Source organism: Streptomyces sp. NBC_01210, from assembly GCF_036010325.1.
In the GTDB taxonomy this organism is placed as follows: Bacteria; Actinomycetota; Actinomycetes; order Streptomycetales; family Streptomycetaceae; genus Streptomyces.
Genome location: NZ_CP108549.1, coordinates 1,810,321 through 1,823,644, shown reverse-complemented (window position 1 = coordinate 1,823,644; position 13,324 = coordinate 1,810,321). Strand labels below are relative to the sequence as shown.

Annotated in this window: 9 protein-coding genes; 3 read left to right on the top strand and 6 right to left on the bottom strand. The window is 67.5% G+C overall.

Translation table 11 applies throughout. From position 1 onward, the window contains the following. Positions 1-34: 34 nt before the first annotated feature. The 4 genes from OG735_RS08170 to OG735_RS08155 form a co-directional block, all read right to left on the bottom strand. Entirely contained in the window at positions 35-1,645 is a 1,611-nt protein-coding gene (locus OG735_RS08170; protein WP_327322450.1) for a glycerol-3-phosphate dehydrogenase/oxidase, read from the bottom strand. A gap of 6 nt (positions 1,646-1,651) precedes the next feature. Next, positions 1,652-3,187, bottom strand: a complete 1,536-nt coding sequence (gene glpK, locus OG735_RS08165; protein WP_327322449.1) for a glycerol kinase GlpK — start codon at positions 3,185-3,187, stop codon at positions 1,652-1,654. 30 nt (positions 3,188-3,217) lie between these two features. Continuing rightward, on the bottom strand, positions 3,218-4,006 hold the full coding sequence (locus OG735_RS08160) for an MIP/aquaporin family protein (protein ID WP_327322448.1): 789 nt from the start codon (positions 4,004-4,006) through the stop codon (positions 3,218-3,220). A gap of 244 nt (positions 4,007-4,250) precedes the next feature. Next, positions 4,251-5,015 carry an IclR family transcriptional regulator gene (locus OG735_RS08155; RefSeq protein ID WP_327322447.1) on the bottom strand — a complete coding sequence of 255 codons (765 nt, stop codon included), beginning with the start codon at positions 5,013-5,015 and terminating at the stop codon, positions 4,251-4,253. A 237-nt stretch (positions 5,016-5,252) separates the two neighbouring features. On the opposite strand from OG735_RS08155, the gene metH reads away from it, so the two are divergent. The 3 genes from metH to OG735_RS08140 all read left to right on the top strand — a co-directional run bounded on the left by metH (position 5,253) and on the right by OG735_RS08140 (position 11,661). Continuing rightward, entirely contained in the window at positions 5,253-8,765 is a 3,513-nt protein-coding gene (gene metH / locus OG735_RS08150; protein ID WP_327322446.1) for a methionine synthase, read from the top strand. Between the two features lie 96 nt (positions 8,766-8,861). Next, positions 8,862-9,563: an HAD family hydrolase gene (locus OG735_RS08145; protein WP_327322445.1), complete on the top strand. Its 702-nt coding sequence runs from the start codon at positions 8,862-8,864 to the stop codon at positions 9,561-9,563. 502 nt (positions 9,564-10,065) lie between these two features. Further along, positions 10,066-11,661 carry an ABC transporter substrate-binding protein gene (locus OG735_RS08140; protein ID WP_327322444.1) on the top strand — a complete coding sequence of 532 codons (1,596 nt, stop codon included), beginning with the start codon at positions 10,066-10,068 and terminating at the stop codon, positions 11,659-11,661. Between the two features lie 71 nt (positions 11,662-11,732). Here OG735_RS08140 and OG735_RS08135 read toward each other — a convergent pair whose 3' ends face one another. Continuing rightward, a complete protein-coding gene (locus OG735_RS08135; protein WP_327322443.1) occupies positions 11,733-12,404 on the bottom strand; it encodes a response regulator transcription factor in 672 nt (223 codons plus the stop codon). A gap of 14 nt (positions 12,405-12,418) precedes the next feature. After that, positions 12,419-13,279, bottom strand: a complete 861-nt coding sequence (locus OG735_RS08130; protein ID WP_327322442.1) for a RecB family exonuclease — start codon at positions 13,277-13,279, stop codon at positions 12,419-12,421. Positions 13,280-13,324 lie beyond the last annotated feature (45 nt).

Sequence of the window (13,324 nt, the reverse complement as noted above, 5' to 3'; positions counted from 1 at the left end):
CCGCCCCTTACCCGTGCCATACAAGTGCCGTCTGTTACGCCTTGTCGATCAGCAGCTTGTCGACCTTCCCGCGGATCTCGTCCGTCGCCAGACCGCGGATCGTCAGCGTCGTACGGCGACGCAGCACATCGTCCGCCGTCTCGGCCCACTCGTGGTCACGCGCGTACACGACCTGCGCCCAGATCTCCGGCGCGTCCGGGTGGATGCGCTCGGCGAGCGCCGGGTTCTCGTTGGCCAGGCGTGCGATGTCGAAGGACAGCGAACCGTAGTGGGTGGCGAGGTGACGGGCCGTGTCGGCCGCCATCCGCGGGCCCGGTGTGCCGCCGTCGACGAGCAGCCGGTGGGCGACCGCGTTCGGGTTGGCTATCCCGGGCAGCGGGAGCTTCTTCGGCAGATGCGCGATCGGCTCCATGTCCTCGGCCAGCGGCTGCCCGGGCAGGGCGGCCAGCTTGTTCATCACCGTACGGCCGATGTGGCGGAAGGTCGTCCACTTGCCGCCGGCCACCGACAGCATGCCGCCGCGGCCTTCGGTGACGACCGTCTCGCGCTTTGCCTTCGAGGTGTCGCCGGGACCGCCCGGCAGCACCCGCAGGCCCGCGAAGGAGTAAGTGATCAGATCGCGCGACAGCTGCTGGTCCCGGATGGAGAACGCGGCCTCGTCCAGGATCTGCGCGGTGTCCTTCTCGTTGACCGCGACATCCGCCGGGTCGCCCTCGTACACCTCGTCCGTCGTACCGAGCAGCAGCATGTCCTCCCAGGGGAGGGCGAAGGTGATGCGGTACTTGTCGATCGGGGTCGCCAGCGCGGCCTTCCACGGCGAGGTCCGCTTGAGCACCAGGTGCGCGCCCTTGGAGAGACGGATGGACGGAGCCGCGTCCGGGTTCTCCATCCGGCGCAGGTGGTCGACCCACGGACCGGTGGCGTTGAGCACCAGACGGGCCGTGACACCGAACTCGGTACCGTCCAGACGGTCCTTGAGCTCCGCGCCCGTGACCCGGCCCTTGGTGAAGCGCAGCCCGGTGACCTCGGCGTGGTTGAGAACGGTGGCGCCCGACTCGACGGCCGCACGCACCGTCATCAGCGCCATCCGGGAGTCGTTCATCTGGTCGTCGCCGTACACGGCAACGGCCTTCAGGCCCTCCGTGCGCAGCTCGGGAACATCACGCTGCGCCTTGTTCGCGCTGATCACATGGCCGACGCCGTCACCGAACGCCGAGAGCGCGGAGTAGGCGAAGACGCCCGCGCCGAGCTTCGCCGCGCCGTGCGGTCCGCCCTTGTAGACCGGCAGATAGAAGGTGAGCGGGTTGGCCAGGTGCGGGGCCACCTGACGGGAGACCGCGCGCCGCTCGAAGTGGTTCTCCGCGACCAGCTTCACCGCGCCGGTCTGCAGATAGCGCAGACCGCCGTGGAGAAGCTTGGAGGAGGCGGAGGAGGTGGCGCCGGCGAAGTCGCCGGCGTCCACCAGAGCCACCCGCAGCCCGGACTGCGCCGCATGCCAGGCGGTGGAGATGCCCAGGATGCCGCCGCCGATCACCAGGAGGTCGTACGTCGCCTTGGAAAGCTGCTCCCGAGTCTCGGCGCGGCTCGGAAGGGAGCCGGAGGCCGGGTGCGTCCCCAGGGCAGGGACGCTCTGCAGGGTGGTCATCTTGATTTACTCCTCGTCAGCGTCGTCTTCGAGCCAGCCCATGGTCCGCTCGACGGCCTTGAGCCAGCTCTTGTACTCGCGGTCCCGTTGGTCCGCATCCATGTGGGGGGTCCACTCGGCGGCCCGGCGCCAGTTGGCGCGCAGCGCGTCGGTGTCCGGCCAGTAGCCGACGGCAAGACCGGCGGCGTAGGCAGCGCCGAGGCAGGTCGTCTCGGCGACCATCGGGCGCACCACCGGTGCGTCCAGGAAGTCCGAGAGGGTCTGCATCAGCAGGTTGTTGGAGGTCATGCCGCCGTCGACCTTGAGCGCGGTCAGCTCGACGCCGGAGTCCTTGGTCATGGCGTCACTGATCTCGCGGGTCTGCCAGGCGGTGGCCTCGAGAACGGCGCGGGCGATGTGCGCCTTGGTGACATAGCGGGTCAGACCGGCGATCACACCGCGGGCGTCGGGACGCCAGTACGGCGCGAAGAGCCCGGAGAAGGCCGGCACGAAGTACGCGCCGCCGTTGTCCTCGACGGAGGAGGCGAGCGTCTCGATCTCGGCCGCGGAGTTGATCAGGCCCATCTGGTCGCGCATCCACTGCACCAGCGAACCGGTGACGGCGATGGAACCCTCGAGGGCGTACACCGGTGCCTGGTCGCCGATCCGGTAGCCGACGGTCGTCAGCAGGCCGTTGTACGAGTTGACGGGCTCGTGACCGGTGTTCATCAGCATGAAGGTGCCGGTGCCGTACGTCGACTTGGCCTCGCCCTCGGAGAAACAGGTCTGGCCGAACAGCGCCGCCTGCTGGTCACCGAGCGCCGAGGCGACCGGCACACCGGCGAGGGCGCCGCTCTTGGCGGTCCCGTACACCTCGGCGGAGGAACGGATCTCCGGCAGCACCGCGGCCGGGACCTCCATCGACTGGAGGATCTTCTCGTCCCAGTCGAGGGTGTGCAGGTTCATCAGCATGGTGCGCGAGGCGTTGGTGACGTCGGTGACGTGCACGCCGCCGTTGACGCCGCCGGTCAGGTTCCAGATGACCCAGGAGTCCATGGTGCCGAAGAGGATCTCGCCGCGCTCGGCGCGCTCGCGCAGGCCCTCGACGTTGTCCAGCAGCCAGCGGATCTTCGGGCCGGCGAAGTACGAGGCCAGGGGCAGGCCTGTCTCGCGGCGGAAACGGTCCTGGCCGACGTTGCGGCCGAGCTCCTTGCAGAGAGCGTCGGTACGGGTGTCCTGCCAGACCAGGGCGTTGTGCACCGGCTCACCGGTGTTCTTGTCCCAGAGGACGGTGGTCTCGCGCTGGTTGGTGATGCCGATGGCCTTGACGTCGGCGGCGGTGATGCCCGCCTTCGCGACCGCGCTGTCGACGACCTCCTGGACATTGGTCCAGATCTCGGCGGCGTTGTGCTCCACCCAGCCCGGCTTCGGGAAGATCTGCTCGTGCTCCTTCTGGTCGACCGAGACGATCCGGCCATCCGTGTCGAAGACGATGCAGCGGCTGGAGGTGGTGCCCTGGTCGATGGCCGCGATGAACGGGCCGGTGGTGTGTGTGTCGGTCACGGAGTGCTCCTGCGAGGTCAGAGGGTCGGCTTAGGCGAACGCGAGGTTGTAGATACCTGCTGCGAGGGCGCCGCCGATCAGCGGGCCGACAACCGGGATCCAGGCGTAGCCCCAGTCCGAGCCGCCCTTGTTGGGCAGCGGCAGCAGCGCGTGCACTATGCGCGGGCCCAGGTCGCGGGCCGGGTTGATGGCGTAGCCCGTCGGTCCGCCGAGCGAGAGGCCGATACCGACGACGACGAACGCGGTGATCAGTGCGCCGATGACGCCGAGACCCTTGCCGCTGTCGTTGAGGCCCTGGGTCAGGACCGCAAGCACGAGCACCGTGGTGCCGATGATCTCGGTGGCCAGGTTCTGCCACACGACCCGGACCTCGGGGCCGGTGGAGAAGACGCCGAGTACCGGTCCGGCCTTCGGTGCGGCCTCCTCGCTGACCAGGCCTTCCTCGTGCGGCGCCGCGGAGATGATCTCCGGGTCCGTGAGGTGGGCCTGGAACTGTCCGTAGTACGCGATCCAGACCAGAGTGGCGCCGATCATGGCGCCGAGCAGCTGTCCGGCGAGGTAGACCGGAACATTGCTCCAGTCCCCGTCCTTGATCGCGATGCCGACGGTGACCGCAGGGTTGAGGTGGGCGCCGGAAAGAGTGCCCGTCATGTAGACCGCGGTCATGACCGCGAATCCCCACCCGAAGGTGATCGCCAGCCAGCCGGCGTTCTGCGCCTTCGAGCGCTTGAGTACGACGGCGGCGACCACGCCACCACCGAGCAGGATGAGTACGGCGGTACCAATGATCTCGCCGATGAAGATGTCGGAGTTGGACACCCGCGACTCCTTTGTCCTTCGTCCAGGGAAAGCGAACCCCGGGTCCCTCCGGTGGTCCGCGCCCTCAGGTGAGGGCGTTTGCCGGCCCTGGCGTTGTCACACCCTAGCGCGTATTGCCGGTAGGTGTTCGACAATGCCGACCGATGCACGGCAGTTTTGCCCTGGTGTTAACACGACGTCAAGGGTTCCGTGGCCGAAAACTCGATCGTTATCCACGAAGAGCCAAACCGTGCTGAAACGCCGCTCAGAAGCGCTGGGCGCCCAGATCCCTGGAGACCGCGCGGGCACAGTCCCGTACCGCCGCGACCAGCTCGGACCGCACCTCGTCGGCGTTGCAGACGCGCTCGACCGCGCCCGTGATGGCCACCGCGCCCACCGGCATGCGGCGCCGGTCGTGGATGGGCGCGGCCACCGAGGCGACGCCCTCCCAGGTCTCTTCCATGTCGGCCGCCCAGCCGCGCGCCCTCGCATGGTCGAGCACCGACTCGAAGTCCTCCGGGCCCGTGACGGTCCGCGGCGTGAAGACCTTGCGTTCGACCTCCATCGCTTCGCTGTGCGCCACCGGGTCGTACGCCGAGAGCACCTTCCCGAGTGCGGTGGAGTGCAACGGCTGCATGGCCCCCACCTCCAGGACCTGGCGGCTGTCGTCCGGCCGGAAGACGTGGTGGATGATCAGAACGCCGTGCTGGTGCAGCACCCCGAGGTGGACGCTCTCACCGCTGGAGCGCGCCAGGTCGTCCGTCCAGACGAGGGCGCGGGCGCGCAGCTCGTGCACGTCGAGGTAGCTGTTGCCGAGCCGCAGGAGCTCCGCCCCCAGCTGGTAACGGCCGGACGCCGGGTCCTGCTCGACGAAGCCCTCGGCCTGGAGCGTGCGCAGAATGCCGTGGGCGGTGCCCTTGGCCAGATCCAGCGACGAAGCGATGTCGGACAAGCCCAGTCGGCGTTCTCCGCCGGCGAGCAGTCGCAGCATCGCCGCCGCTCGTTCGAGCGACTGGATGTTCTTCGCCATTGGTCGGCCCTTCTCCACTGCAGTTCGACAATGCCGAACACTATCGCTCGATGTCGACCTTGGTCACCGCAGAGGGAGTACTCAACGACCAAAAGGCATCACAGAGCCCGAAAGGAGGAAGGAGTCCGCCCCGTGGGACGCCCGCGCCCACAACCGTCCGCCCGGCTACTCTGGCTCCGTGCGCCTTCCACCGGAAGACGCAAAGCCGACAGCCGTCGCATCCCTGGGAGCACATCCATGGCCTCGTTGCCGACCCCCTCCGCCGACAGCCGGACCCGAATCGACGCCCTCCGTGAGGCGCTTGCCACGCGTGTGGTGGTGGCTGATGGTGCGATGGGCACGATGTTGCAGGCGCAGGATCCGACGCTTGAGGATTTTGAGAATCTCGAGGGGTGTAACGAGGTCCTCAATGTGACGCGTCCGGACATTGTGCGGTCGGTGCATGAGGAGTACTTCGCGGTCGGGGTGGACTGCGTGGAGACGAACACGTTCGGCGCAAATTTTGCTGCGTTGGCGGAGTACGACATTCCCGGGCGGGTTTTCGAGCTGTCGGAGTCGGGGGCGCGGATCGCGCGTGAGGTGGCGGACGAGTTCACGGTGTCGAGTGGGCGGCAGCGGTGGGTGCTGGGTTCGATGGGGCCGGGTACGAAGCTGCCGACGCTGGGTCATGCGCCGTATGTGAAGCTGCGGGACGCCTACCAGCAGAACGCGGAGGGCATGATCGCCGGTGGTGCGGATGCGCTGCTGGTGGAGACGACGCAGGATCTGCTGCAGACGAAGGCTGCGATTCTCGGTGCCCGGCGGGCTCTGGAGGCGACCGGCACGAACCTTCCGGTCATCTGCTCGGTGACGGTGGAGACGACCGGGACGATGCTGCTGGGTTCGGAGATCGGTGCGGCGCTGACGGCGCTGGAGCCGCTGGGTATCGACATGATCGGGTTGAACTGCGCGACGGGTCCGGCGGAGATGAGTGAGCATCTGCGTTATCTGGCCCGGCACTCGCGGATCCCGCTGTCGTGCATGCCCAATGCGGGTCTGCCGGTGCTGGGCAGGAACGGTGCGCACTATCCGCTGTCGGCGGGTGAGCTGGCGGATGCGCAGGAGACGTTCGTACGCGAATACGGGCTGTCGCTGGTGGGTGGGTGCTGCGGTACGACGCCGGAGCATTTGCGTCAGGTTGTGGAGCGGGTGCGGGATCTGGTGCCCACGCGGCGTGAGCCGCGTCCGGAGCCGGGTGCCGCGTCGTTGTATCAGACGGTGCCGTTCCGTCAGGACACGGCGTATATGGCGATCGGTGAGCGGACGAACGCCAACGGCAGCAAGAAGTTCCGTGAGGCGATGCTGGAGGGCCGCTGGGACGACTGTGTCGAGATCGCGCGGGATCAGATCCGTGAGGGTGCGCACATGCTGGATCTGTGTGTGGACTATGTCGGGCGTGATGGTGTGGCGGACATGGAGGAGCTGGCGGGCCGGTTCGCGACCGCGTCCACGCTGCCGGTCGTGCTGGACTCGACGGAACTGGATGTGCTGCGGGCGGGGTTGGAGAAGCTGGGTGGCCGTGCGGTCATCAACTCCGTCAACTATGAGGACGGTGACGGGCCCGAGTCGCGGTTCGCGAGGGTCACCGCGCTGGCCCGGGAGCATGGTGCCGCGTTGATCGCGCTGACCATCGATGAGGAGGGCCAGGCCCGTACGGTCGAGCACAAGGTCCAGGTCGCGGAGCGGCTCATTGAGGATCTGACCGGTAACTGGGGTGTGCTGGAGTCGGACATTCTCATCGACACGTTGACGTTCACGATCTGCACGGGTCAGGAGGAGTCCCGTAAGGACGGCATTGCCACGATCGGGGCCATTGGTGAGCTGAAGCGGCGTCATCCCGAGGTGCAGACGACGCTGGGTCTGTCGAATATTTCGTTCGGGCTGAATCCGGCGGCCCGTGTGGTGCTGAACTCGGTGTTCCTGGACGAGTGTGTGAAGGCGGGTCTGGATTCGGCGATCGTGCATGCGTCGAAGATCCTGCCGATCGCCCGGCTGAAGGAGGAGGAGGTCCAGGTCGCGCTGGATCTGATCTACGACCGGCGTGCCGAGGGCTATGACCCCCTGCAGAGGCTCATGGAGCTGTTCGAGGGCGTCAATATGAAGTCGATGAAGGCGGGCAAGGCCGAGGAGCTGCTTGCGCTGCCGCTGGAGGAGCGGCTCAAGCGCCGCATCATCGATGGTGAGAAGAACGGCCTGGAGGCGGACCTGGATGAGGCGCTGGTCACGCGTCCGGCGCTGGAGATCGTCAACGACACGCTGCTGGACGGCATGAAGGTGGTCGGTGAGCTGTTCGGCTCGGGTCAGATGCAGCTGCCGTTCGTGTTGCAGTCGGCCGAGGTGATGAAGAACGCGGTGGCGTATCTCGAGCCGCACATGGAGAAGTCGGACGCGGACGGCAAGGGCACGATCGTGCTGGCCACGGTCCGCGGGGACGTCCATGACATCGGCAAGAACCTCGTCGACATCATCCTGTCCAACAACGGCTACAACGTGGTCAACCTGGGGATCAAGCAGCCGGTCTCGGCGATCCTGGAGGCCGCGGAGGAGCACCGGGCCGATGTGATCGGCATGTCGGGGCTGCTGGTGAAGTCCACGGTGATCATGAAGGAGAACCTGCAGGAACTCAACCAGCGCAAGCTGGCTGCCGACTACCCCGTCATCCTCGGCGGCGCCGCCCTGACCCGCGCCTATGTCGAACAGGATCTGCACGAGATCTACGAGGGCGAAGTCCGCTACGCGCGTGATGCGTTCGAGGGGCTGCGGCTGATGGACGCCCTCATCGGCATCAAGCGCGGCATCCCCGGGGCCGTCCTGCCCGAACTCAAGCAGCGCCGGGTGCGGGCCACCACGAACGCGGTGATCGAGGAACGCCCCGAGGAGGGTGCGGTCCGCTCCGATGTGGCCGTCGACAACCCGGTCCCCGCCCCGCCGTTCTGGGGCACGCGGGTGATCAAGGGCATCCAGCTGAAGGAGTACGCGTCCTGGCTGGACGAAGGCGCGCTGTTCAAGGGCCAGTGGGGGCTGAAGCAGGCCCGTACCGGCGATGGCCCGACCTACGACGAGCTGGTGGAGTCCGAGGGCCGGCCGCGGCTGCGGGGCTGGCTGGACCAGCTGCACACCCGCAACCTGCTGGAGGCGGCCGTGGTCTACGGCTACTTCCCCTGCGTGTCCAAGGGCGATGATCTGATCCTGCTGAACGAGGACGGTTCCGAGCGGACCCGGTTCTCCTTCCCGCGTCAGCGCCGTGGCCGCCGGCTGTGTCTGGCGGACTTCTTCCGTCCCGAGGAGTCCGGCGAGAGGGACGTGGTGGGTCTGCAGGTCGTCACCGTCGGCTCCAGGATCGGTGAGGCGACCGCCGAACTCTTCGCGTCCGACTCCTACCGTGACTACCTCGAACTGCACGGCCTGTCCGTGCAGCTGGCCGAGGCACTGGCCGAATACTGGCACGCCCGGGTCCGTGCGGAGCTCGGTTTCGCCGGCGAGGACCCCGCCGATGTGGAAGACATGTTCGCGCTGAAGTACCGGGGCGCCCGTTTCTCGCTCGGCTACGGCGCCTGCCCGGATCTGGAGGACCGCGCGAAGATCGCGACCCTGCTGGAGCCCGAGCGGATCGGTGTCCAGCTGTCCGAGGAATTCCAGCTCCACCCGGAACAGTCCACCGACGCCATCGTCATCCACCACCCCGAAGCCAAGTACTTCAACGCACGTTAGTCGGCCAAGTCGTACACTGGTCGGTCCAGTGCAGGCCGGTCGCCTTCCCAGCTGGGAAGGCGACCGGCCTTCTCGTCCCTAGTGGAGGTGTGCCGGATGACCAGTACGGTCCCCGCGTCCTTGACCCGTTCGGCCGAAGGCTCTGCCCTTCAGGCCGTCTTTCTCGACATGGACGGCACCCTCGTGGACACCGAAGGCTTCTGGTGGGACGCGGAGGTGGAGGTCTTCGCCGATCTCGGCCATCGACTCGACGAGGCGTGGAAGGACGTGGTGGTCGGTGGCCCCATGACGCGCAGCGCCGGGTATCTCATCGAGGCCACCGGCGCGGACATCACGCTCGCCGAGCTGACCGTGCTGCTCAACGATCGCTTCGAGGCTCGCATCGGTCGCGGTGTGCCGCTGATGCCCGGCGCCGCCCGGCTGCTCGCCGAGCTCGCCAGGCACAATGTGCCCACCGCGCTGGTCTCCGCCTCCCACCGCCGCATCATCGACCGGATCCTTGCCTCGCTCGGCCCCCAGCACTTCGCGCTCTCCGTCGCGGGTGACGAGGTGGCGCGTACGAAGCCGCACCCCGATCCCTATCTGCTCGCCGCCCAGGGGCTGGGCGCCGAGCCGGCGAGATGCGCCGTCATCGAGGACACGGCGACGGGTGTGGCGGCCGCCGAGGCTGCGGGCTGCCGAGTGGTGGCCGTGCCGTCCGTGGCGCCGATCGCGCCCGCCGACGGCCGGGTGGTCGTACGCTCGCTCGAAGAAGTCGACCTTGTTTTTCTGCGGACTCTCATCACCACAATGAACTGATGCGCGTACTGTCCGTGTTTCTTGAATACACGGGAAACTCTAGGCACCGGATCGCTCATTTTCCGTGACATGAGCAACTGCTTTCCGGCGTCCTGTAAGGGGTTTCGCCGCGTGACGTTCGTCACGCTCGGTGGCATTGAAGGGATAGGTCCAGACCGTTCCGTGCCCGTCCAGGGCGGGTCGGTCCCACCGTTCTGTCCGTATTGATGGAGTGGTGTACGAATCATTCCGTGGCGCGATCATCCACTCACAGGCATAACTGATCACTGAGCGAATACGCTCCAACTCAGGCGCGGTCAAGCTTTCCTGGCGTTGCCGACTAATCTCATCGCGAGAACTTCGCCGCATCATCGATGTGCCCCGGCGGCCATCAAGCCGACGCGAACACAGAACTGATCGTTCTGTTCCCCGGCCAGATCGCACCGCCCCGAACGGGCGGTCGCGGCGGAGTGTCCCGTAAACATCGCTGTATCCCAGTGCCGGATGAGGGAGTACGTCCAGGATGAACCGTAAGACTTTGGTGCTGCCGGCCGTGGTCGGCCTGCTCGCGCCCGTGCTCGTCGCCTGCGGCGGGACGGACGGCGGGTCCGGCGGCGGTGGTGCCATTGTCGTGGGCACCACGGACCAGTTCACCGCCACCGCGGACGCGCCCGCGCCCCTCGACCCGGCCTACGCGTACGACACCGGCGCCTGGAACGTACTCCGGCAGACCATCCAGACGCTGATGCACGCGCCGCGCGGCGGCGGCGAGCCGGTGCCCGACGCCGCCCAGTCCTGCTCCTTCACGGACAACGCGAGCGAGAGCTACCGCTGCAAGCTGCGCAGCGGGCTGCAGTTCGCCGACGGCACCCCGATCACCGCCGACGATGTGAAGTTCTCCATCGAGCGTGTGCGGGACATCGACGCCGACAACGGTACGGCCGCCCTCCTCGCGAACATCGACACCATCGAGGCCAACGGCGACGAGGTGGCCTTCCACCTCTCCACGCCGGACGCGACCTTCCCGTACAAGCTCTCGACGCCGGCTGCCGGCATCGTCAGTAAGAAGCACTACGAGGGCAAGAAGCTCCGCGACGGCTTCCAGGTGGACGGCTCCGGCCCGTACACCATGAAGACGGAGACCAAGGGCGAGAACATCTCCAGGGTCGTCTTCACCAAGAACCCCAAGTACCAGGGCGACCTCAAGCTCCTCAACGACAAGGTCGAGCTGCGGTCGTTCCCGGACGCCGCCTCCATGGGCAAGGCGCTGGAGGACGGGGACATCGACGTCATGACCCGCGCGATGTCGCCCGAGCAGATCAAGGATCTGTCCGAGAACCCCAAGAAGGACATCGAGCTCACCGAGATGCCGGGTCTGGAGATCCGCTACCTCGGCTTCAACACCAACGATCCGTCGGTGAAGAACAAGGCGGTCCGGCAGGCCATGGCGGCGGTCGTCGACCGCGGTCACATCGCCGGCGAGGTGTACGGCTCCACCGCGGAGCCGCTCTACTCGCTCATCCCGACGAGCATCGCCGCGCACACCAACTCCTTCTACAACAAGTACGGCGAGCCGAGCCGCAGCAAGGCCGCGGAGATCCTCAGCGCCGCCGACATCACCACTCCGGTGAAGCTGAAGCTCCACTACACGACCGACCACTACGGTGCCGGTACGGCCAAGGAGTTCGAGGCGCTCAAGAACCAGCTGAACGCCACCAAGCTCTTCGACGTCACCGTCGAGGGCGCCGAGTGGTCGAAGTTCCGGCCCGCCCAGAAGCACGGTGACTACGCGGTCTACGGACTGGGCTGGTTCCCCGACTTCCCGGACCCCGACAACTACATCGCCCCGTTCCTGGACAAGGGCAACTTCCTCAACACCCCGTACGTCAGCACCGTGGTCCGCGACCTCATCCCGCAGTCGCGGCGCTCCGCGGACCGCACCGCCGCGTCCAAGGCCTTCACCCAGATGCAGGACATCGTCGCGAACGACGTCCCGGTGCTGCCGCTGTGGCAGGGCAAGCAGTACGTCGCCGCCCACGTCGGTGTCACCGGCGTCGAGCGGGTGCTCAACTCCAGCTCCGACCTGCAGCTCTGGGAGCTGGGTCGCGGCACCGCATGACCCCCGCGGTATCCGGATAGACAAGCGGCGGCGGGCATCAGCCCGCCGCCGCTTGCTCTTCCCCCGGTGACCTACTGCGCGCCGGGGCGCACCAGACCGCTCTCGTACGCGTACACCGCGGCCTGTACGCGGTCGCGCAGGCTCAGCTTCGTCAGGACATGGCCCACATGTGTCTTGACGGTGGTCTCGCTGACGAAGAGGTCCGCGGCGATCTCGGCGTTGGACAGGCCCCGCGCGACGAGCTTGAGCACCTCCACCTCACGCTCGGTCAGCGTGTTCAGCGTGTTGGGGGCCGGCTCGTCGCCGGACGGCAGATGGTCCGCGTACTTGTCGAGCAGCCTGCGGGTGATGCTCGGCGCCAGCATCGCCTCGCCCGCCGCGACCACCCGGATCGCCTGCACCAGCTCATCGGCGGGCGCGTCCTTGAGCAGGAAGCCGCTGGCGCCGGCGCGCAGCGCCTCCACCACATACTCATCGAGGTCGAAGGTGGTCAGCACCAGCACCTTGGCCGGACCGTCCCGGCCGGGCCCGGTGATCTGCCGGGTCGCCTCGACCCCGTCCATCCGCGGCATCCGGATGTCCATCAGCACCACATCGGGCTGCAGCGCCCGCACCTGGTCCAGAGCCTGGAGGCCGTCCCCGGCCTCGCCGACGACCGCGATGTCCTGCTCCGCCTCCAGAATCATCCGGAAGCCGGTACGCAGCAGCGGTTGGTCGTCGACCAGTAGGACGCGGATAGCCACGGGTACTCCTTCGTTTAGACCGGGCCCATTCTGCCCTGGCCATCCTCCGCCGATACGGTCGGGGAAATGCTCAGCGGATAAACCGGGGGAGTGCCGCCGAATTCCGGACAGACTTCCTGGTGGTCGCACCACCCGCACAGCTTGGTCGGCCGCGGCCGCCAGTCGCCCGTCTCGGTCGCCTGCTTGATCGCGTCCCAGAGCGCCAGCAGCTTGCGCTCCATACGCTCCAGGTCCGCCGGGACCGGGTCGTACGTCAGCACATCGCCGCTGCCCAGATAAACGAGCTGCAGCCGACGCGGCACCACGTCCTTCAGCCTCCAGATCACCAGGGCGTAGAACTTCATCTGGAACAGCGCGCCCTCGCTGTACTCAGGACGCGGGGCCTTGCCCGTCTTGTAGTCGACGATCCGCACCTCGCCGGTGGGCGCGACATCGACCCGGTCGATGACGCCGCGCAGCCGCAGCCCCGACTCCAGCTCCGTCTCGACGAACATCTCCCGCTCGGCGGGCTCGAGCCGGGTCGGGTCCTCCAGCGAGAACCACCGCTCGACCAGCCGTTCCGCCTCGCCCAGCCAGCCCGCCAGCCGCACGCCGTCGGCATCCTCGGCGAACAGCTCACCGAGCTCCGGCTTTGTCTCGAGCAGCCGGTCCCACTGGCCCGGGATCAGCGCCTTGGCGCGCGGAGCCGTACGCTCAGCCGCCGGGGCGTCGAAGAGCCGCTCCAGCACCGCGTGGACCAACGTGCCGCGGGTAGCTGCCTCACTGGGCTTCTCCGGCAGCCTGTCGATCACCCGAAACCGGTACAGCAGGGGGCACTGCATGAAGTCGCTCGCCCGCGACGGCGACAGCGATGTGGGCTGCTGGCTCGTACTCATGACTCAGACCCTACGGCCCGCCACTGACAGCGAGCGGAATACCAT